At 61.8% G+C, this 20744-nt stretch carries 18 protein-coding genes and 1 pseudogene; 11 read left to right on the forward strand and 8 right to left on the reverse strand.

The window, feature by feature from the left end:
- Positions 1–353 precede the first annotated feature (353 nt).
- A complete protein-coding gene (locus VGG64_09160; protein HEY1599758.1) occupies positions 354–1874 on the forward strand; it encodes a TAXI family TRAP transporter solute-binding subunit in 1521 nt (506 codons plus the stop codon).
- A gap of 42 nt (positions 1875–1916) precedes the next feature.
- On the opposite strand, the gene VGG64_09165 is transcribed toward VGG64_09160, so the two are convergent.
- From VGG64_09165 to VGG64_09185, 5 genes are all read right to left on the reverse strand, one after another.
- Complete coding sequence (locus VGG64_09165; protein ID HEY1599759.1) at positions 1917–2291, reverse strand: response regulator; 375 nt, start codon at positions 2289–2291, stop codon at positions 1917–1919.
- Positions 2292–2497: 206 nt separating this feature from the next.
- Positions 2498–4279 (reverse strand): PQQ-binding-like beta-propeller repeat protein, encoded by a 1782-nt coding sequence (locus tag VGG64_09170; protein HEY1599760.1) that lies wholly within the window; start codon positions 4277–4279, stop codon positions 2498–2500.
- A gap of 71 nt (positions 4280–4350) precedes the next feature.
- Positions 4351–6825, reverse strand: a complete 2475-nt coding sequence (locus VGG64_09175) for a PQQ-binding-like beta-propeller repeat protein (protein HEY1599761.1) — start codon at positions 6823–6825, stop codon at positions 4351–4353.
- A 372-nt stretch (positions 6826–7197) separates the two neighbouring features.
- Complete coding sequence (locus VGG64_09180; GenBank protein ID HEY1599762.1) at positions 7198–7503, reverse strand: (2Fe-2S)-binding protein; 306 nt, start codon at positions 7501–7503, stop codon at positions 7198–7200.
- 12 nt (positions 7504–7515) lie between these two features.
- Positions 7516–8700, reverse strand: coding sequence for a M20/M25/M40 family metallo-hydrolase (locus VGG64_09185; protein ID HEY1599763.1), 1185 nt, complete (start codon positions 8698–8700; stop codon positions 7516–7518).
- A gap of 239 nt (positions 8701–8939) precedes the next feature.
- Here VGG64_09185 and VGG64_09190 point away from each other — a divergent pair, with 239 nt between their 5' ends.
- Together VGG64_09190 and VGG64_09195 are read left to right on the forward strand one after the other, a co-directional pair.
- Positions 8940–9401 (forward strand): hypothetical protein, encoded by a 462-nt coding sequence (locus VGG64_09190; GenBank protein ID HEY1599764.1) that lies wholly within the window; start codon positions 8940–8942, stop codon positions 9399–9401.
- Between the two features lie 256 nt (positions 9402–9657).
- Entirely contained in the window at positions 9658–10236 is a 579-nt protein-coding gene (locus tag VGG64_09195) for an HdeD family acid-resistance protein (protein HEY1599765.1), read from the forward strand.
- A 40-nt stretch (positions 10237–10276) separates the two neighbouring features.
- Here the strand turns inward: VGG64_09195 and VGG64_09200 are convergent, their stop codons facing one another.
- On the reverse strand, positions 10277–10921 hold the full coding sequence (locus VGG64_09200) for a hypothetical protein (GenBank protein ID HEY1599766.1): 645 nt from the start codon (positions 10919–10921) through the stop codon (positions 10277–10279).
- Positions 10922–10934: 13 nt separating this feature from the next.
- Positions 10935–12143, reverse strand: a complete 1209-nt coding sequence (locus VGG64_09205) for a CaiB/BaiF CoA-transferase family protein (protein HEY1599767.1) — start codon at positions 12141–12143, stop codon at positions 10935–10937.
- A 136-nt stretch (positions 12144–12279) separates the two neighbouring features.
- Here VGG64_09205 and VGG64_09210 point away from each other — a divergent pair, with 136 nt between their 5' ends.
- The 4 genes from VGG64_09210 (at position 12280) to dprA (ending at position 15795) form a co-directional block, all read left to right on the forward strand.
- Positions 12280–12552: a hypothetical protein gene (locus VGG64_09210; GenBank protein HEY1599768.1), complete on the forward strand. Its 273-nt coding sequence runs from the start codon at positions 12280–12282 to the stop codon at positions 12550–12552.
- Between the two features lie 194 nt (positions 12553–12746).
- Entirely contained in the window at positions 12747–13838 is a 1092-nt protein-coding gene (gene aroB, locus VGG64_09215; GenBank protein ID HEY1599769.1) for a 3-dehydroquinate synthase, read from the forward strand.
- A gap of 63 nt (positions 13839–13901) precedes the next feature.
- Positions 13902–14543: a hypothetical protein gene (locus tag VGG64_09220; protein HEY1599770.1), complete on the forward strand. Its 642-nt coding sequence runs from the start codon at positions 13902–13904 to the stop codon at positions 14541–14543.
- Between the two features lie 97 nt (positions 14544–14640).
- A complete protein-coding gene (gene dprA, locus VGG64_09225) occupies positions 14641–15795 on the forward strand; it encodes a DNA-processing protein DprA (GenBank protein HEY1599771.1) in 1155 nt (384 codons plus the stop codon).
- 46 nt (positions 15796–15841) lie between these two features.
- On the opposite strand, the gene VGG64_09230 is transcribed toward dprA, so the two are convergent.
- Entirely contained in the window at positions 15842–17032 is a 1191-nt protein-coding gene (locus tag VGG64_09230; protein HEY1599772.1) for a M48 family metallopeptidase, read from the reverse strand.
- Between the two features lie 374 nt (positions 17033–17406).
- Here VGG64_09230 and VGG64_09235 point away from each other — a divergent pair, with 374 nt between their 5' ends.
- From VGG64_09235 to VGG64_09250, 4 genes and pseudogenes are all read left to right on the forward strand, one after another.
- Positions 17407–18390 carry a hypothetical protein gene (locus VGG64_09235; protein ID HEY1599773.1) on the forward strand — a complete coding sequence of 328 codons (984 nt, stop codon included), beginning with the start codon at positions 17407–17409 and terminating at the stop codon, positions 18388–18390.
- A gap of 70 nt (positions 18391–18460) precedes the next feature.
- Positions 18461–18712 (forward strand): 50S ribosomal protein L27, encoded by a 252-nt coding sequence (gene rpmA / locus VGG64_09240; GenBank protein ID HEY1599774.1) that lies wholly within the window; start codon positions 18461–18463, stop codon positions 18710–18712.
- A 218-nt stretch (positions 18713–18930) separates the two neighbouring features.
- Positions 18931–19938: pseudogene (gene obgE, locus VGG64_09245) on the forward strand (GTPase ObgE).
- A complete protein-coding gene (locus tag VGG64_09250) occupies positions 19938–20723 on the forward strand; it encodes a type III pantothenate kinase (GenBank protein ID HEY1599775.1) in 786 nt (261 codons plus the stop codon). Before obgE ends, VGG64_09250 begins: the two are co-directional and overlap by 1 nt.
- The last annotated feature ends 21 nt before the right edge of the window (positions 20724–20744 follow it).

Genomic DNA, 20744 nt, shown 5'->3' on the forward strand with positions numbered 1-20744 from the left:
CATTGACTTGGTTGCTGGGGAACCTTGATAGGCGCCGTCAAACTCTCACACCAGGCTGGGGGTGGCGAGCCCTTACTGCAAACTCGCGCCGAAATCTTCACCGCCGACGTTTGCTTTCCGATCGGAACGCCCCTACGCTGACGGAAGCGGGCCATGCCATTCTTCGGCAACTCAATGACGGGGCATTCGATGCGTAGTCGGCTGCATCGCAGCGGCGCTGGTTTCAAAAGCGCCTGCGCGGGCGCCCACGAACGCCAATCAATCGACTGAACTCGATGAGCGCGGCTGGTATTGCTCGACGTGCTCGCGCTTGGCGGTAGCGCTATTCAACAGGCATTTTTAGGGGATTCAACGTGCCAGTTATTGAACCTGTGCTTGGTCAATTGTGGATGCCCGTTGTCGCCATCGTCACTGCGACTGCGCATTTCATGGCAAGGCACCTACTTTGGTTTTTGGTTCTCGCGATGGTGACGTTCGGCGTACTCTTTGGCTGGTCCGAGTACACGCGGCAGAACACGACCGACATCACGCTCTGCGTGGGACCTGCCGGCAGCGATGGCTGGGACGACGCGCGACGTATCGCCGATCGCATTAATGCTTCGCCGCCGCATATCGGCGCACGATACAACGTAACCTTGGTCGAGACGGACGGATTTGAGGAAAATCGAAAGCGTGTCTCGCGCGATACTAGCGGCAGCACGATTGGTTTTGCGCACGACGGATTTGGCGATTCGTCGCGCATATCGATTCTTACGCCACTCGAGTACTCCTTTCTACATGTGTTTTGTACAAGAAAGTTCCTCAAGGATCACAAGATCCCGATACATTCTAATCGGGCGCCGGCCCTGGCCGAGATTGTCCGAAAGTTTGACCACGGTCTTGTGTTTCTAGGTCCGCCCGAAAGCGGCACTCGCCAAGCCGCGGAGATCGTGCTGAGAAACTACAATATCGAGCCTGCCAAGTTGGCGACTAACGGAGTGGCAGACTACAACGAGATGCGCGCCGCGCTAATCAACGGTACTATTTGCGCGGCGTTCTACTCTGGACCGTGGGGATCGTCGCTCGTACGTCAGATTGCTGACGATCAATCGTGCCGCCTTGTCAATTTCGAAGATGTCCGCGACGCATTAGTGCAGCAAAATCGGCAACTGCACAAAGCAGCCATTAACAGGAATTCGTACATCGACGGCGACTTTTGCGCTACGGATATTCAGACGATCGGAACCCGCCGCGTAATTATTTGCCCCCGCACCATGTCCGCGCAAGACGCGTACTTCATCGGCAAATGCGCGCACGATGTGATGCAGGATCAGGTGGGTGCCTTGGATTGGGAAGCAAAGGAGCCTGCAGACGTCGCGACAAATCGATTTACGTATCCGATGCATCCAGCCGCGATTCTCTTGAGCAAGGACATGGCCCCCACGACCTGGATCACAAAGTGGAGCGTGGTGCTTTCCACGTTGTTGGTGTGGGTTGCAACCAGTCTGTTGCACGATTGGAACACCCGGGCAACTCGGCAGGAGAGCGCCAAGGCAGCCACGGGCGAGAATCTCGCGACGCAAAAGTTATCCACGTATGACGAGTTTGAGGCCGCTATAGAACGTGAACATCAGTGTCTGCATCAGGCATCGGATCCGCTGGAGCCTTCGTGGTGCCAAAAGTTCCGAGCGAGTCTGCGAGGTCTTTTTCAAAACATTAAAACGGCGCTTCGCCGTGCCACATTGACGGACGAACAGGCGGAATCGCTGCTTGAGGGCGTCCTCGAATTGTACTACGAAATAGATTTGCGGAACCCGCCGCAAAGCGGCGCGGTGCATGCCGTACCAACGCCGGATCCAAAGAAGGACTCCGGGGAGGAAGCCGTTGCGGTTTGATCCACGACAGCACGCCCGACTGCGGCTTGCAATTTGCAACGGCTAATTGCCCAGCACGCCGCGCAACTTTTCTTCGGTTTCGGGGCGGCCAAGCTCGGCCTTGCCGAACCCAGTGATTGCTCCGGCTTCGACGGCCGTGGCTTGTGCATCGGCATAGTTGCTGACCAGCATCACCGGCACGCTCGAAAGCGCGGGGTCCGCCTTGATCGCGTTCAAGATTTCCAGGCCATCGCTGTAATCAGCATCGAGCTTGCGGTTGATCAGCACCAGGGAGAATGGCTCGCGCCGTAAGTGCGCGAGCGCATCCGTCGGTCCGTGCGCTTGCACCACCTCGGCACCAAACCGCGACGAGAGCAAGCGACGAATGGCCGCATGATCTGGCCCACATTGCCCAACGTCGAGTACGCGCTTGGCCATAAGTCTGCACAGCTCGAACCGGAAAAGGGAAGACTCGACTAAACAGAAACTCAAAGCATCCACAGATTTCACAGATTACGCAGGCAAGGCTCCGAGCGCCGCGCCTACGCGTCAATCTTTCCTGGATTTCTCTGCGTCGTCTGCGAAATCTGCGGATCCCATGCTCGCGCGATGACATGTCACCGCCGGTGCCTCGGACAAGCAGACTATTTGTCTTCCATGTTTTCGATCGCGAACAAGTGGGTTTTGTTGGCGATGTACATGATGTCGTTGGCCACCACCGGCGTGCTGTAGACGGAATTGCCCATGTTGTTCTCGGCCAGAATTTCCTTCTCGGGGCCGAGTTTGAACACGGTGACTTTTCCCTCTTCGTCCCCGATGTAGACCTTGCCGTCGACAATCAACGCCGAGCCCCAGGTGGCTGCGAACAGGTCGTGCGTCCAGTAGGGCTTGCCGGTTTTGGCGTTCAGACAGTGAAACAGTCCGCTGAAGTCCGACAAGTACAGCAGGTCATCCTTGATGACCACAGTGCCGCAGGTGCGATGCATGGTTTCTTCGAACTCGACTTTGCCGTTACCGTTCTGATCGAAGTCCGCGTAGTGCCAAACCACGGCCGAATTCGGATTGGGACGGGCCACTTCGCCTTGCGTCGTATCGACCGCCTGCAGACGCTTATGGGGGATGGGCGCATTGAGATTCTTGACGTTGAAGGCCAGTTCGCCGCTGACATCGCCGCGCTTCGTGGGGTCGATGCACCACAGGTGGCCGGGGCCTTCGCCGTGCTCGGGATCCTGCCCGACAGCCAGATAAACCAGGTCGTCGTACACGACCGGCGTGGCGATGATCTCGTTGCGCGTTCCACGGCCGCCGAGGATGTATTTCGATTCCTTGGGATTGGCGTCGAATTTCCACAGCATCTGGGCCTTGCCGCCCGGGGTGGCCTCGCCCAAGAAGCTGTACAGGTATCCGTCGCCGCCGGCAAACATGACCTGCGGAACACCACCCAGGATCGCGTACGTGGGGCTCGACCATTGGCCGTGCAAGATGTTCATGCCCGGCGAGCTATCTGCCCACAGCACCTTGCCGGTGTTTTTATCTACGGCCAGGAAGCTGGGAGCTTCTGGAGCTGGCAAGTTGACGTGCGACTCGTCCACGCCGTTCGAGGTGCAAACCCACAAGACGTCGCCGGTGGCCGTGATCGAGCAGCTGCACATGTTGTGCTGCGAAACACCAAGCTGCTTCATCATGTCGAGCGACCAGATGACGTCGGCCTCGTCCTTCTCAGTACTTTTCTCCGACTTGAAAGGGCCGTCGTTCTCGCCGTCGTAGAAGCCCTCGGTGTCGAGACACTGCACTTCGCCACGGCTGGTGACGAACCACAACCTTGGACCTTCCACGTACGGTGCACAGCAGATACCCTGCAGGGGCCAGTCATGGACGCGGCCCGATGCGAGCTTCTCGCTCGAATGTTGCCAGAGGAACTTGCCGTCCTCCTCGTTGAAGCACAGCAAGCAGCCCAGATCGGTCTCGGCCGGATAGCGCTTCAGCCAGCCCGCGCCATTGTTGGTGCCGACCCAGATTTTGCCGTCGGCCACCACGGGGTTGCCATAGCTCTGCGAACCGAGCTTCGAAACCCATTTAATGTTCTTGCTGCCTTCGTTTTTCCAATCGCCTGTTTTGCTGTCGAACTCGCCTGGTTCGAACTCGGCCGGAATGTTCTTGCCGATCGGCGTGTTGTTGCGAACCGACGAGCCTGCCCACTGGTTCCACCAGCGATTGCTGGTCTCCTCGCCGGCCGGCTTGGCCGGTGCTTTCGGCGTGACGGCTGCAGGGGCCTTGGCGGCCGTCTTTGTAGCTCCTTTCGCGGCTGCCGCGGGTGCCTTGGCGGCGCCCTTAGCTGGTGCCTGTTGGGCAACCAACCGCGAATGCCCACACAGTCCCAGCGCCGAAAGGGCCAGCAAAATGGCCGCGATGCGTATCGATTTCATGGTCGTTCGATCTCGAATGTGGTTATGTCCAGAGCGGGGACAGTCCCCGAAAAGTTTAGGTCAGAAGTGACTTACTTCGCCGGAGCGGGCGTCACCAAAATATTGTCGTAGAACAGTTCCGCGTTTCCGGCGTTGCCGAACAAGCCCGGACTTCCCTCAGTATTGGGGGCGTCGTCCGTGGCTTCAATCGTCCAGGCCTCTGGTTCGGGCTCGCCGCGCAGCCAGACCTTGCCTTTGAGTACGGCCTTGCCGTCGATGACGTTCGCCTGCAGCTTCATCGTGTACCAGGTGTCCGGCTTCCAGGCGAAAGGGACCGACTTCGAGAACCGGTCCAGAACGGCAGTCCACGAGCGGATCTGCAGTTGCTGGCTCGCCCCCATCAGGTCGAGCGTGTAGCGCTGCGCGATCAGTCCGATGTCGGGCATTTTGCCGACTTTCTCGGTCTTCGCCGGCGCACCGTCGGCCTTTTTGTCGGCTGATGCGTCACCCGTTGCAGCGGACCCAGCCTCGTCTTTTTCCTTGTCATCCCCTGTGGCCACTTCGGCGGCCGCGCGGGCATCAATGAATGCGATGCTGCCGCGGACGTCGGCCTGAATGGCATAGTCGTGCAAATTCGTGGGGCCCATCCAGCTTTGGCTGCGCGTCCCCTTGGGGATCGTTGTAATCTTGGCAATTACGTGCTCGCCATCGAGATCGCGCGGCACGTGGCGGTAGCGAGCGCCGACCCAGGTGACCGGCACCTGGTCGTCGTTGAAGTCGAATTTCCACGGCAATGGCGGCTCGATCCGCACGCGGGCCGTGCCGGCGAGATCGCCTACCTTGGCCGTCACGGTCGCGGCCGAGTGGGCCTGAGGAGTACCCGCCACGAACAGCCCTTGCGGGTTGATCTCGGCGGCGCCTTCGACCGTATATGCGGCGACAGACTCTTGGAGCAACTGGCCGATCGCGTTGAAGACGCGGGTCTTGTACTGCACCTTCTCGCCCGGCTTGACCAACGCCTCGGCCGGCACGACTTGCACCAAGGCTGGCTTGGTATCAGTCACCGCGGCCTCGGCTATTGGCGCCGGCTGAGGATCAGACGTCGGCTTGGCATTGGGCGTGCCGATGCAATACATGAAAGACGTCGAGGGCAGATAGATCCGGCCATGCGAAACGGCCGGCGACCCGTAAATCTCCTCGCCGTTGGGGAAGCGTTGCCGCTGCGAAATCTTGACGCCGTTTTCGGTTGGAGTCAGCACGTGCCAGGCGCTGGTGGTGCAGGCAAAAATCTTGCCGTCCGCATAGACGGGACTGGCGCGTGTAATCGTGCCGAGCAGCCGCTGCCGCTTGCCGATCTCTTCGCCCGTCGCCGCGTCAAGCACGTAGACGATGTTCGAGTCGTCCAGGCCATAAAGACGCCCATTTAGAAGGAGCGGCGAGCTTTTGCCGATCATCACTTCCTTGCGGCGCCATTTCTCGTTTGTTTTGGTGATGTCGCCGGACCCTATGGCGCTGTATGCGCCTATCGCGCCCATCGTGCTGTCGTCGTGGTTTTCTTCGCTTTGACCCATATAGACGATGTCGTGATCGACCAATGGCGAAACGTTCATGCCACGCAGCGAAAAACGGAAATTCCAAACGGGTTTGCCCGTGCGCGGCTGGAGGGCCCATACCGAGCCATCGCCCGAGCCGAAGATCATCAGCGGCTGCCCCTGCACTACGGCCAAAAAGGGAGTGCTGTAAGTTGTATCGTCGGGCAGCGGACGGGTACCGTTAATCCACACCAGTTCGCCGGTTGTCTTATTGAAAGCCATAAAGCGGTGGACCGGGCGGGCCAGGTCGCCCCAACCCGTCGTCACGGCGCTGATGATCGCCAGGTCTTCGAATATCACGGGCACATTCGTGCGGCCTCCATAGGTGCTCAGCAGGCCGAACTCCTCGCTCAGCGAGTGCGACCAGAGAGTCTTGCCCGTGTCACCGTCGATGCATTGGAAATATCCGCAGACACCCATCGCATAAATGCGCCCAGTGGTGGGGTCTCCCACGCAGCAGCTCCAGGCGACGCGGGTGTCGGGCACGTCCGACAAAAAGACGTTGAATTTGTTTTCCCACAACACCTTTCCGGTCGCGGCGTCCGCGCAAATTACCTTTTCGCCTTCGTCGTGGGTGGCGGGATCGCTACTGGCCAGTGTGTACAGCTTGCCGTGCATCACGATAGGCGTGCTACGGGTGCGCAACTCGGCATTCTTCCAGAGCACGTTTTGTCCGGTGGCCGCATCCCACTTATCCGGCAATCCGGTCTCGCGTGAGATGCCATTCTGCTCGGGCCCGCGCCAATTGGGCCAGTCGAGCGGATCGACCTTCTTTAGGGCGGGTGCCGCGCTTTTGGCCGCAGCCGTGGCGACCGCTGGGGCAGCCTGCGCGGGTTTGCCCTTGGCAGGCGCGGCGGCCTGCGGCTTGGCTTTCGCCTTGGGCGCCGTTTGGGCTGCCAGGCTGTGCCCCGAAGCCAGCACGGCTCCGGCAGTGGCAATGCACGTCAATAGGCTGGCGTAGGAACTAGCTCGCATGGGAAAGGCTCTCAGAGGCCGGGTTGTCCGGATCGGGCAGGGCGGGTTCAGCAAGCGCGCCACGAATCGAGCGCACCAGTGACCACGAATCATGATCGTTCGAGGGCATGTGGTTTAGCGGTCGCAGCCGCTTTAAGGATAAGGCACCTTGAAACGCCGGGCAAGCCGGCCGGGGGCATTGGACACCGTCATGCTCGCTGGCTGGATACGTCCCCGGGATGCTAGTTCCGGGATCGTGGATGCGTCGGGCCAACCCCCCGCGTAATTCATACGTTGCGCAGCGTCCCCAGGCACGTATGCCTTACGGCCAATTGACATGCCGCGACAGCAACATCCCCCGATCCGCGTCCACAACTGGCCCGATCTGTTGCGCTAGTCCGCATCAGGGTCAGGTACGGGCGTGGCCCCAGGAGGCGGGGTGCCGCCGCCCGAACGGATATAACCGCTGCGCGCGCGGGCGTAGTCCGCCGGGGTTGGTTCGTCTTCCACCGTTATGCCCCCGGTGACCGCGGCCTGGAACATGCGCTCGAGATAGCTGCGGCACCATCCGCAGCCGGTGCCGGCGCCGAAGCAATCGCTCAACTGGCCGGCGCGGCGCGGTTTCTCGACGCGCAGATAATTGACAAGCTTGCGCTTGGTAACGTGAAAACAGAGGCAAACTTCGTCGTCGAGATCCATGGCCGATTGTGGTTACTCCGTAGCCGTGGCCAATCGCAAGGCGATGCGGCAGGCCTGCCGAAACATGACCAGATCCAGTTGCTCTGTGACCATGTGTGCGTGCAACTGTCCGCAGCCCAGCGTCACGGTAGGTATGCCGCGGGCCGTAAGCCAGTTGGCGTCCAGCCCGCCGTTAGAGACAAAATGAAATGGCTCGCCCCCGGTTGCGCGCACGGCGGCTTCGGCCGCTTGAATAGACGGCTCCTCGGCCGACAAGCGAAACGATTCGTAATCCTGCCGGCTCTCGCAAGTGACCTTGCCATGGGCGCCGACGATGTTGCGCACTTCGCTTGCCGCTTTGTGAAATGCTTGTTCAATGGCGTCGCGAATGACGCGGCGGAAGACCGGGTTGTGGCTGCGGGCCTCGGCCTTTAGCTCGACGCGATCGGTGACGACGTTCGTGGCGGCGCCTCCTTGGATGACGCCGATATTGCTGGTGCCGCGCTCTCCCTCCTTGCGGACATCACCCAGCCAGCCGCCCCGTTCGAGATCCGCGATGGCCAGCCCCGCGATCGTGATGGCACTAACGCCTTGCTCGGGTGCGCCGCCGGCATGGCTGGCAATACCTTCGACGATAATCTGAATTCGATAAGCGCCGGTCGCGCCGATGGTGAGCTTGTCCGCCGGTCCACCGTCCCAGTTGAAGGCCAGTTTCGGCTGGCCGAGAAGAGCCAGATTGGCATGCCGCGCGCCGAACAGGCCAACTTCCTCCTGTACGGGCCACAGAAACACCAAGGGGGGATGCGGTAGCCGCCTCCGCAAGATCTCGAGCGCCGCGGTCAGAATCACGGCACAACCGGCCCGATCATCGGCACCCAGTCCGGCATGCTTGGCCGCTGAGTGGACAACTTGCCCCTTCACAACCGGTTTCGAGCCGACACACAAAGGGACCGTGTCCAGGTGTGCCATCAACAGGCGGCGCGGACCGCGCATGATGCCCGGCATTCGAAAAACCAGATTGCCGATTTCACCATCGAGCGGCGTGTGACGATGTGCGTGATCGCTACGGATGGCCGAGGCCGGCGCGCCGGCGCGCCGCAGTTGGTCGACGATATAGTCCCGCACGCCACGTTCTTCGCCACTGCGGCCGGGAATGGCCATCAGCGCCAGCACCAACTTTTGGGCGGCGCGTAGATCGGGCTCCGGTCCGGCGGTCACGGTTTTTCCAGTTGACGGCGTTCCGGATAAAGGCTTCACGGCGCGTCCGGACGTGGCGCGCTTCGATTTTTTCCTTGCCGTACTCATCGCCGGCCTCGCAATCTGCTGTTGGCAATACACCTCGGACGTCTTGCCACGGCGCCCACTGGTTCTATCCTACCGTTTAGCGAGGGCGTGCCCCAGTCGCCGCCTGGCCTATAGCGCAGCGCTTTCTACAGTCTCTTTGGCGTGTGACCGATATGCGATTCTTTTTGGCCGGCATCATGCAGGGTTCGCAACTCGGGGCCGTGATCCACGACCAGGACTACCGCGCGCGACTCAAGGTGCTGCTACAGGAGCATTTTCCTGAGGCCGACATCTACGATCCGTTGGCCGACCACGGCAACTCGCTGGATTACGACGACGATCGTGGGCGACAGGTGTTTTTGCACCACAATGATCTTTCGGCCAAGGTCGACGTGCTGGTGGCATTTGTGCCCGAGGCCTCGATGGGGACTGCCATCGAAATGTGGCAGGCTTATCGCGCTGGCCGGGCGGTGGTCACGATCAGCCCTTTAGCGCTGAATTGGACCGTCCGTTTTCTCAGCCACGCGTTATATGCGACGTATGACGAGTTTGCCTTGGCGGTTGCCAACGGATCGCTCGGCCGGCGGCTGGAGGAGGTTCTGGATCCCGGCATCGCCGGACGTGCCGCGCGATAGCAGTTCGCTTGGCAGGCCAGTTGTAGCGATTCTGGCGATCCTGTGGCGACGAATGATGCCCCGTCGAACGCCGAGATTCGGCTTGTTTGCCACGTCTCGGTGCGAGGCCTATATACCTTACGAGCGGAACGCTCGTGCGGGCCGTACGCCGCGCCGTCCACGGCGGGCTGCGCAGGCAACCGTGCCACGATTATGTCCGCGAAACGAATCAATCCCTGATTTTTTGATACACCACATTCAAGCGAGGAATCTTGTCATGTCCACCGGACTCAAAGGACCGTCGGAGCTGATTCGCCACGAACTAGAGACCATGAAGTCGGAATGGTATTGGTTCTTGCTGCTTGGCATTCTGCTGATCGTGGGCGGCACGCTGGCCATCGGCTACTCGGTGTTTGCCACACTCGTCGCAGTGACTTTCTTCGGCATCTTGTTGGTCGTCGGCGGCGGGGCACAGATTCTGAGCGCTTTTTGGGCTGGTCAGTGGAGCGGCTTCCTGTTGTCGTTGCTGGCCGGCATCTTGTATGTCGTCGTCGGCGGCATGATGGTTGCCCGGCCTTTTGTGGGCGCCGAAGCTCTCACGTTGTTGGTCGGCTCGTTCTTCCTCGTGGGCGGTATTTTCCGCGTCGTCACCGCCATGACATTGCGACTGCACCACTGGGGCTGGATCCTGCTGAACGGTGTGGTGACCTCGCTATTAGGATTGATCGTGCTGGCAGAATGGCCGAGTTCGGGCCTGTTTGTGATTGGCCTGTTCATCGGCATCGACATGCTGTTCAACGGTTGGACCTGGGTCATGCTCAGCCTTGGGTTGCGCAGCCTTCCCAAGGCCGCCTAAGGATGGACTGAGGCACTACGAGAATCTGCGGCGACTTCCCTTACTGCGCCGACGTCGGCGGCTCGCTGGGAAACTGCTCGGCCAGAAAGGCGTCGATCGCGCCCGCGACAGGGCGCGTCGACACCGTGCGCATGAACCCTGTGCGTGCCGGCGAGGCGCTGTTTGGTGCGGACTGGGAGCCATCGACGAGCGCTACGCGGACGGCGTGATCGGCGAAGGCCACCACGGCTGTCTTGCCGCCTTCGTCGAACTCGACGGCATATTTCCAAAGGGGCGGCCGATCGCCGGGCGGCTCATCCCAGGCAAAGCTGCGGTCATGGATCAGGCCCTGGCGGATGTGCGAAAAGCCGCGTGCCTGGCTTACATCGCGCTCCGCGGTCGCCACATAGCGCAGTCCATCAATGACGAACTGCCGTTGGGCACTCTCCGGTTCCGCCGTCTTGGGCTCCGCCGCATCTGGCGCCACGGCCAACAGGTAGGCGCGGGCCGCGGGAGCGCGCAGTATCAGTTCCGCGGCCGGGCTGCCCCACAACGCCAGCGGGCGTTCTTGCAGCCGGGCATAGTAGATCCAACTGACGAAGGCCGCGGCGACGGAAAAGCAAAAAACGCCCAGAATCACGACCTTGCCCGACACCATCGGTCCGGCGTCGGCTTGGATTGGTGGGACGCGATCGGGTGAAGTCATGCGGAACTCGAATTCAGCTGATGGCGCCGCAGCGACGCAATTCGGCCAGTTTCGTATCGTCGTAACGGAGCCATTCCTGCAGCACGGCGTCTGTATGCTCGCCGATCTCGGGGGGCGCGGTCGCCTGCCGCGGCGGTTCTCCCTGCCAGTGTACGGCTGATCCCAATACCGAATAGCTGCGCCCCTGCCGATCGACGACCGGCAGGACCATTTGGCGGGCGGCGACTTGCGGAGTGGCCAGCGCTTCGTCTACTGCCAGCACGGGACCATGCGGCAAACCGATCGTGGCTAGCAACTGTTGCCAGTGGCGCGTCGTTCTTGCCCGCACCAGCGGTCGCAGCAAAGTCAACAGTTCGTAGCGGTGCTCGACGCGCTGGGCATTCTTTTGAAAGCGCGCGTCGGTCGACCAGTCCGTATGGTCGACGGCGGCGCAAAATTTGCGCCACTGGTCATCCGTGCCGACGCCGATGACCAGATGGCCGTCTGCCGTCTCGAAGGTCTCGTAGGGGACGATCTGGGGATGCGCGTTCCCCCAGCGCTGTGCTCTTTCACCCGTTACGAGCACGCTCTGGGCAACATTCACCAGACTGGCCAGCGTGCAGTCGGCCAGCGCCAGATCGAACGCCCGACCGGGTTGACCCCGCTCGCGGGCGTACAATCCTGTCAGAGCGCTCAATGCGGCGTAAAGTCCCGTGAGCACGTCGGCGATTGCCACTCCCACCTTCAGCGGCGGGCCCTCCGGCTCTCCCGTGATCGACATCAAGCCCATTCCAGCTTGGGTCACCAGGTCGTAGCCGGGCACCTCGGCCAGCGGGCCGGTGCGGCCAAAGCCCGAAATGGAGCAACTAACCAATCGGGGGTTGATGCTGGCCAGTCGATCAACGGTAAGGCCGAACTCGCGCAAAGCGGCCGGCAGGAAGTTTTCGACCAGGACATCGGCCTCGCGTAGCAGATCGTCGACTACCGAACGCGCGGCAGGGTTTTTCAGGTCGAGTGCCAGCGAACGCTTGCCGCGATTGCAGGAGAGAAAGTAGGCGCTGGGACCCTCCCCCCCCAGAAACGGCGGTCCCCAGGCACGCGTGTCGTCACCGATGCCGGGCCGCTCGATCTTGACGACGTCGGCCCCCAGGTCCGCCAGCAGCTGCGTGCAAACCGGACCTGCCAAGACCCGCGACAAGTCGAGGACTTTCAGTCCGGCGAGCGGGTAGGCGCGATCGTTCATAACGGCCCAAAAGACGGAACATCGAGGTTCAAAGGCGGGGCGTCGAGCAGTGGCGACGGGCAGACCGTCGCCGCGGCCGGCGAGTACTTCCCAGCGCCAAAGCGGCAAGTATACTACTGCGCACCAAGCCGCGACTATGCCCGCGTTTGTCGCACCGTTTCTCTCGTTGCAACCATTTGGCACCCTTATGCCGAACGCCTTCGATCCCTATCGCGAAGCACTGGTCGTCGAGACCTCGACCGTCTGGCCCGACGAATACGACTCTTGGGAACCGGCCCAGCGGGAACAAGTCGAAGCACGCCTTCACGCTGAACCCCAGGCGGCTGCCGATATGGACTATGTCCGCCTGCACACGGGTTTTTGCCGCCAGATCACCGTCACGCCGGCCGACATCGATCGCGTGAAGTAGATCGGACCTCGAAACAAGCCGCAACAAATGCTGCCGGCACGCGGGCCACGCTACGGCGAACCAGGCACGACGTTCTGGCCTGGGCAGCCCCCCTATGGCGATCTACAGTGGGACTCTGGGCCAAATTCCAGCCCGGAGTCTGACTGCTGTCGGGGCTAGTCTCGCTTTCTTTTTGATTTCGGAGCACACAGCACGTGAGCCGTGCGACAACCATTGTTGAAGTTGCGCTCGCCGAGCGCACCTATACGATCGAGATCGGCACGGGCAATCTCAGCGAAGCCGGCCGCTTTGTCGACGAGCGGATGGCCCCGTCGCACTTCGCATTGATCACAGACGATAACGTGGCAGATCGCCATGCGCGCCCGGTGGCCGAAAGTCTCGCCGAGAACGCCGACGTCGACATTCTCTCTGTAGAAGCTGGCGAAACGGCCAAGAGTATCGCCACGGCCGAGGTGCTGTGGCAAAAATTGCTCGAAGTCGGCGCCGATCGCGGCACCGTCGTGGTGGCCGTGGGCGGGGGGGTCGTGGGGGATCTGGCCGGCTTCGTCGCGGCCACATTCGCACGCGGATTAGCCTTCGTGCAGATTCCGACCACGCTCCTGGCCCAGGTCGATAGCTCGGTCGGCGGCAAGGTGGGTGTCAACCTGCCCGGCGCAAAAAATATGGTGGGCGCCTTTTGGCAACCACGCGGCGTGTTGATCGACACAGCCGTGCTCGCGACGCTGCCCGAGCGTGAATATCGCGCCGGCCTGGCCGAGGTGGTGAAATACGGTGTGATTCTCGACGCCGAATTCTTCAGCTATCTAGAGTCACACGTGACCGAATTGCAAGCCCGTCAGGACGACGTGCTACGGCAAGTAGTTGCACGCAGCTGCCAGCTCAAGGCCGACGTGGTCAAGGCGGACGAACGCGAGGAAACGGGACTACGGGCAGTCCTCAATTACGGACATACGTTTTGCCACGCGTTCGAGACGTTGACCGGTTATGGCCAACTGTTGCATGGCGAGGGAGTTTCCATCGGCATGACCTGTGCCGCACGACTTGCCGAGCGCTTGGCACGCGTCGACGGAGCATTTGTGCGTCGGCAATTCGAACTACTCACTGCGTTAGGGCTGCCGACGGTGGCCCCGCCACTGGATGCCGACGAAGTGTTGGCAGTGATGGCCCGCGACAAAAAGGCGGCCGCCGGAAAGCTCCGCTTCGTGCTACCCACTCAGTTAGGGCACGTCGAGCTTGTCGGCGGCATTGCCGAATCCGACGTCCGCGCGGCGCTCGACTCGGACTAAGTCGGTCACTGCCCGATCAAGTGTTCGATCGGAAAACTTGTTTCCACGGAAGGGACCCAATTCATGCGATCGAAGGTGCAGTTGATCGTGGGAGTTCTGCTGGGATGCCTCTTGTCCGCCGCATGGACGTCGCTCTCTCACGAACGTGCGACGGCGGCCGTTGAGTCGGCCCCGGCCGCGGCCCACGAGCACGCGGAGTCCGACAACGAAGAGCTGGCCGCGATGTACGACGCCGATCAGGCGGACCGGCGGCCGATGATGCAGGGGGATTGGCCCACGGACCGGTGGACGATCGGTCGCCTGCTCGCGCGTGATGTCTTGCGCCAGGCGCGGCTGATGACGCTGTACAAGGGAGGCGCCCTCTGCACCGGCAACGACTACTATCATGCGGCGATGATCTTGCAGCACTCGCAACGTCCGGATGGCTTTCTGCTGGCCCACGAATTCTGCGTCGTGGCTATTGCCAAGGGGAACAAGCGCGCCTTGTGGCTGGCGGCCGCCACGGAGGATCGTTTCTTAATGAACATCAAGCGACCACAGCGGTTTGGAACTCAATATTGCACGGTCGCCGATGGGCCGATGGCGCTCTACCGTGTAGAGCCGGGAGTGACCGATGCCTTGCGCAAGGAATTGCACGTGCCGAGTTTGGCCGAGGGTAAGGAGCTAGAGGCTAAATTCCAGAAGTTATATCCCGGCAAAAGATAGCCACTCTTTCTGCGACGCTACTTTTCTAGCGTCCGTCGCGAGACTACGCTAACGTGCCTGTACTTCTCACTGCCGCGCGTTTTTGGGGCTGCCACTTTTGAGCGACACGAGCGACGTGACCCGCGGTGCTGGGAGGGATCAAACGTCGCAGGACGAGGACCTCATTGGCGCGCTCCGTTTGGCGATGGTCTCCGGGATCGGACCGCGGCTGACCGTTGCGCTCCTCGAACGATTTGGCACGGCCGCGGCCGCGCTCGCAGCGGCTCCCAGCGAGCTGCGCGATGTCCCAGGGATCGGCAGCAAGCTGAGCACCGCCATCGCGCGGGCGCCGAACCGCCAGGACGCCGAGGACGAAATCGAACGCTGCCGGCAGGCGGGCATCTCGATTCTCACCCCGCAGGCGGCCGGCTACCCGCGGCTACTTCGCGAGATACATGACCCTCCGGCGGTGCTGTTCGCCCGCGGAACGATCGAAGCGCACGACGCGCTGGCCGTTGCCATCGTTGGTTCCCGGCATGCCACGCAGTACGGCGTTGCCCAGGCAGAACGGTTGGCGGGCAGTCTGGCGCAAGCCGGACTCACCATTGTGAGTGGACTGGCGCGCGGCGTCGACGCGGCCGCACATCGCGGCGCGCTGGCGGCCGGGGGCCGTACGATCGCCGTGCTGGGATCCGGACTAGCGAATATCTATCCGCCTGAGCACGTGCAATTAGCAGACGAAGTGGCCGACGGCGGAGCGCTATTGAGCGAAGCGCCGCCTCGCACGCAGCCCACCAGCGGCGCCTTCCCGCAGCGCAACCGATTGATCAGCGGCCTTTCGTTGGGTGTGATTGTCGTCGAAGCTTCCATCCAATCGGGCGCGCTCATCACGGCCCGGCATGCCACTGAGCAGGGTCGCGATATTTTCGCCGTGCCGGGACGAGTCGATAGCCGCGTCTCGCACGGCTGCCATCGACTGATCCGCGACGGCGCAAAGCTGGTCGAAACAGCCGACGACGTACTCGAAGAATTAGGTCCTTTGGTCGAGGCCACCTCGGACGCTGCCGGCCAGAGCGTGCATCATCCGGCCGAACTACTGCTCAACGAACTCGAGCGCCAAGTGCTGGCCGCCGTATCGGCCGAGGCGACGACGATCGATCACGTGGTCGCCACCTCAAAGCTGCCGACGCCCCAAGTACTGGCAACCTTGAGCGTCCTCGAAATGCGCCGGCTCGTGCGCCGCGTGAGCGGCAATCGAGTGGCTCGGGCGTGATGGGCTCGCGTGGTCCAAGGCACCCTAAACGACCTGCCGCTCGCCGTCATTCTTCCGCGATCGCGATGCGCTCGGCGATGGGCGGGTGGCTGTGGAATAACATCACCGCCAGGCGAGGCGGATCTGGGTCGTCCTTGTTTAATTTTGCCAGCTTGCGAAAGGCAGAGATGTAAGCCTCGCGCAGCCCGGTCTTCACCAGCGCGAAGCGATCGCACTGCCGCTCGAATCGCCGGCTGGCCACATTTTGCAACGGTCCTAGCACCAGCGAAAACGCCCCCAACACAAACATCAGCATCGGCAGCGCGTACACTGGCATCTGTCGTGGATCGTAAACGCTGGGCCCGATCCACAACGCCAGCGCACGGTCGCAGATCCAGAATCCCACCAAGCTATAGACGAAACCCAGCGCCATGAGCTTTGGGATGTGGCGATAGACGTGGTGGCCAATCTCATGGGCGAACACGACCTCGATTTCGTCAAGCGTGAAACCATCGAGCAGCGTATCCCCCAACAGCACGCGTCGTGTGCGCCCCAAGCCGGCCAGCATGGCGTTGGCCTTGGACGTCTCGTCGCTGAGGACCATGCGGTACACGCCCTCGATCGATAATCCGGACTCCGCTGCCAGGTTTGAAACCCGGTCGGCGATCTCGGGCCGGTCGAGCCGCTCGATTTTGTAAAACAGCGGAAGAATCAGTACCGGCGCCAGTTGGCCCAGCACGACGCTCAGCAAGAAGAATCCCACGGCCGCGGCTACCCACCACCAGGTACCGACGTACCAGAACAGCGCGTACATCGCCAGAACGATGGCCGCACCGAAGAGCGCGGCCAGCGAAAATCGCTTCAGGTGCCGCGCCACCCAATGCCCGAGAGATTGTCGGCTGAGACCGAAGCGATGTTCGATCACGTGGCCAGAGAACCAAGCCAACGGGAATGATGCGCACTCGTGTGCGGCCATCATGATTCCGTACAGGGCGAGCAATCGCAGCGTGGGCGTGGATATTCGCGTGGCCAACCAGCCGTCGAGTGGCACCGCGGCCAAGAGGGCGAAGAGGCTCAAAAAAATCAGGTCGACTGCCGCGTCTGCCAAATCGAGCCCCAACTGCCAGCGACCGTAAAGCTTGGCTTCGGCCAGCTGCGCGGGCGACATTACTTGCTCGGATGTCTTTGCGACCCCGTCTGGGTGTCCGACTGGCGAATCCAAGGGGCTATTTGTTTCCGTCGAAGACTCATCAGACACGGCAAGTTTCTCCCTCGAGCTGCTGCCTGGCGCCGGCAGAAGCCGCCTGAGATCTGTCCAATTGCGCGGGAAAGGCCCCGCACTCCCCGCGTGCAAAACCTAACGCCGACATGGCTTAAGTCAAGGATCGCGATCGTTGCGGCAGTCGCGATGAACGGTCGCGCCGTCGTCGTGCGCGTGACCGGCCGTGGGCAGTGCGCCCACGCTGTGACGGGTCACAGGAAGAGGGTTCGGGTGGTCCTACCGGTTCTATCAGCCGGCGCTTGACCCCCGTACCGAACGCTAATTAAGCTAAATACTTATCTCGTCCCTCCAGGGAGCCGGCGTCTCACTTCCAGACTATCCGGCCACGATGACGACAGAGAAGCGATTCCATGCTGCACGTCTGCGCATTTAGATCATCCTCGGTGTTTGTCGGGCTATTGGCCTTGGCACTTGCGTCGGGCAGTCCCTCGTACGCCCAGCCGGCGACGCCAGCCCGGACGGCCGCCGCTAGCGCCGCACGACCGACGCGACCGAAGTTCCGGCCCTTGGCCCCCGGCGTGATGACGACCGTGGATCCGCAACGACAGACGGCCGAAGGATCGAGTCGGCATAATGCGATCGAAATCCTCACGGCTGATCCGACCTACGGCGAGCGCGAGTGGTCGGAAGGAAAATCCCCAGCGCGCGATACCGTATTTCGACGCGACATCTGGTCTTTGGAATTTGCCTTCAAGCCGATCCGGTTTGTACACATTGACGAGCCGTCGCCCGATGGTCGCATGCAGCGCAAGCTGGTCTGGTATCTGATGTACTCGGTGAAGAACGCCGGCAGCGAGCCGGTCCGATTCTTTCCCGAGTTCGTGCTGGTGAGCAAGGATACCGGCAAGGTCTACCCATCGCGATTGATACCGTTGGCCGTGCCGCTGATTCGCAAGCGCGAGGACGCCAATCGGCCGCTTTTGAATACGGTCGAGGTGAGCGGCAAGATCGCCCCCACGCCCAAAGGCCAGGATCCCACAATCTGGGGCGTGGCCACCTGGGAGGACATCGATCCTAGTACCGACTATTTCGCAATTTTTGTGCAAGGGTTGACCAACGCCTACCAATGGACAGACCCACCGGGAGTGTTCCAGCCGGGGGATCCGCCCGGCAAGGGACGAGAGTTCTTCGCCAAAACCCTGATTCTCAATTTCTGGCGTCCTAGCGACAAAGAGGAAGAACACGAGGGAGAAATCCGCTTCGAGGACTACTCTTGGGCGTATGGCCAATTGACGCCGCAAGGATTTATCGCTAAAAAACCCGATCCGGCCCCTGCGGCGGTCCCGGCTGAACAGCCAGCTGAGGAACCTGCCGGGGCCGAAGAAAATCCCTAAGGCTCTACGACGCAGGACAGCAGACGAACCTGTCCGACGTCCCGGATGCCCCCCCGAGGAGACGCAAGTCATGGCACATAAAAAAGGTCAGGGTTCCAGCCGCAACGGTCGTGATTCCAACGGCCAGCGACGTGGAATCAAGAAATACGGTGGCGAGCAGGTCATCGCTGGCAACATTCTGGTGCGCCAGGTAGGCACCCGTTACCAGGCGGGCCGCGGCGTAGGTCAAGGCAAGGACTACACGCTCTTCGCCCTGATCGAGGGAATTGTGACGTTCGACCGTGGTGGACGTCGAGTGAGCGTCCTGTCCGCAGCTTCGTAGCAGCCGCTCGATCTAGTGATTCACGCGGGGACGGTCCATGTCGGGTCGTTCCCGTTTTTTTTGGTAGACATTCGTGCCCCCGCGCCGTGGGGCGCGGCGCGTTGTCTGGCCCTGGCGACGACGCATAGCCGACCAATGTGCGTTCGTCCTTTGCTCAGCGATCGTCTCTTGCCTCGTACTACTGCGGTTCGCGCGTCGGCCACTCCGGGCGTCTTTACATGTTTGTAGATCGAGTGAAGATTCAAGTCGAAGCAGGCAAGGGAGGAGACGGCTGCCTCAGCTTTCGCCGCGAGAAGTTCGTTCCGCACGGCGGACCCGACGGCGGTGACGGCGGCGACGGCGGCAGCGTCATCATCGAAGCGCGCGACGGCGTCAACAACCTGGCCGCGCTCACGCACCGCTTTCATTGGCGCGCCGAAAGTGGGCAGGCCGGTAGCGGCTCGAACCGGCACGGCCGTAGCGCCGAAGACATGCTATTACTTGTGCCCCCTGGCACCGTGATCATCGACGCTGCGGGCGGATTCATCATCAAGGACCTGACGCGCGCCGGCGAACATGTCACCGCGGCGGCCGCAGGGCGCGGTGGCAAGGGCAACCTGCATTTCAAATCTTCGACCAATCGCGCCCCGCGAGAATGGACCAAAGGGCAGCCGGGCGAGATACGAGAAATCGTGCTCGAACTGAAGGTCATTGCCGACGTGGGATTGGTCGGCAAACCCAATGCGGGCAAGAGCACACTCCTCAGTCGATTGTCTCATGCGCGTCCGCAGATCGCGGCCTATCCTTTTACGACCAAGTATCCCAACCTGGGAATCGTAAAACTCGACGCTGAGCGGTCGTTTGTCATGGCTGACCTGCCCGGTCTGATCGAGGGCGCACATGACGGCGCCGGGCTGGGCCATGAGTTTCTTCGTCATATCGAACGCGCCGGCATCCTGGTACACCTGGTCGAGCCGATGCCGGCCGATGGCAGCGATCCGCTGGCGAACTATCTGGCCATCCGTCACGAGTTAGAGCTGCACGACGTGCAACTGGGCCAACGCCCCGAGATCGTCGCGATCTCCAAAAGTGAGTTGCCGGGCGCAGAGGACATCCGTCAGCAATTGTGCGAACACTTGGGACGCGATGTTCTGGCGATGTCTGCCGTCACGGGCCAGGGCTTGGACAAGCTGCTGGCCGCGATTACACGACAACTAGATGCGCAGCGTACTCCGGAGACGACCGCATGAGCGCCGCAAGCAATGCGCCGCTTGTCGCCGTCGATGTGGGCAACAGCCGCGTGAAGCTCGGTCTGTTTACGACGATCGACGGCCAACCGCTTCCCACGCCCACCAGCACTCTGGACATCGGACCGGCGCCCGAGGAGCTCGATCGTATCCGCGGCTGGCTTGCTACGCTTGCGGTGACAGAGCCTTCCTGGTGGATCGGCAGCGTGCAGCGCGAAGTTGCCGGCCGACTCGTCGGCTGGCTGCGCAATGAAGGGGCCGCGCGGATCACGATGATCGCCTCCGGTGATTTGCCCCTGACGGTGGCACTGGCGCGGCCCGACAAGGTGGGCATCGATCGACTCCTGGATGCCGTGGCGACGAATCGTTTGCGTCGGCCCGGCGAGCCGGCCATCGTGGCGGATTTGGGCACGGCGATCACGATTGATCTGATCTCGCCCGACGGTGCCTTTCTCGGCGGCGCCATTATGCCGGGCATCGCCACCAGCGCGCGAGCGATGCACGAGTTCACCGACCTGTTGCCGCTGGTCGAGATGTGGAAGCTGGGCGAACCTCCATCCCCCTTAGGCACAGCCACGGCCGAAGCCATGAAGGCCGGGCTCTATTGGGGCGCGGTCGGAGGTGTGCGTGAGTTGGTCGACCGCCTGGCCGAGGGCTTGCCTACGCGGCCGCGACTTTTCCTCAGCGGCGGCGCGGCACCTTCGGTGGCCCGGCTGTTGTCGGAGGATGCCCTCTATGTTCCGCACTTGACGCTGGCCGGCATTGCTTTGACTGCGGCACAGTGATTGTTGAACGACCGATCCCGC

It is taken from the genome of Pirellulales bacterium, from assembly GCA_036490175.1.
Taxonomy (GTDB): Bacteria; Planctomycetota; Planctomycetia; order Pirellulales; family JACPPG01; genus JACPPG01.

Coding starts and splice junctions, on each gene's coding strand:
- VGG64_09165 (HEY1599759.1), bottom strand. CDS start 2,291: ATGGCCAAGCGCGTACTCGACGTTGGGCAATGTGGGCCAGATCATGCG.
- VGG64_09170 (HEY1599760.1), bottom strand. CDS start 4,279: ATGAAATCGATACGCATCGCGGCCATTTTGCTGGCCCTTTCGGCGCTG.
- VGG64_09175 (HEY1599761.1), bottom strand. CDS start 6,825: ATGCGAGCTAGTTCCTACGCCAGCCTATTGACGTGCATTGCCACTGCC.
- VGG64_09180 (HEY1599762.1), bottom strand. CDS start 7,503: ATGGATCTCGACGACGAAGTTTGCCTCTGTTTTCACGTTACCAAGCGC.
- VGG64_09190 (HEY1599764.1), top strand. CDS start 8,940: ATGCGATTCTTTTTGGCCGGCATCATGCAGGGTTCGCAACTCGGGGCC.
- VGG64_09195 (HEY1599765.1), top strand. CDS start 9,658: ATGTCCACCGGACTCAAAGGACCGTCGGAGCTGATTCGCCACGAACTA.
- VGG64_09200 (HEY1599766.1), bottom strand. CDS start 10,921: ATGACTTCACCCGATCGCGTCCCACCAATCCAAGCCGACGCCGGACCG.
- VGG64_09205 (HEY1599767.1), bottom strand. CDS start 12,143: ATGAACGATCGCGCCTACCCGCTCGCCGGACTGAAAGTCCTCGACTTG.
- VGG64_09210 (HEY1599768.1), top strand. CDS start 12,280: ATGCCCGCGTTTGTCGCACCGTTTCTCTCGTTGCAACCATTTGGCACC.
- VGG64_09220 (HEY1599770.1), top strand. CDS start 13,902: ATGCGATCGAAGGTGCAGTTGATCGTGGGAGTTCTGCTGGGATGCCTC.
- VGG64_09235 (HEY1599773.1), top strand. CDS start 17,407: ATGCTGCACGTCTGCGCATTTAGATCATCCTCGGTGTTTGTCGGGCTA.
- rpmA (HEY1599774.1), top strand. CDS start 18,461: ATGGCACATAAAAAAGGTCAGGGTTCCAGCCGCAACGGTCGTGATTCC.
- VGG64_09250 (HEY1599775.1), top strand. CDS start 19,938: ATGAGCGCCGCAAGCAATGCGCCGCTTGTCGCCGTCGATGTGGGCAAC.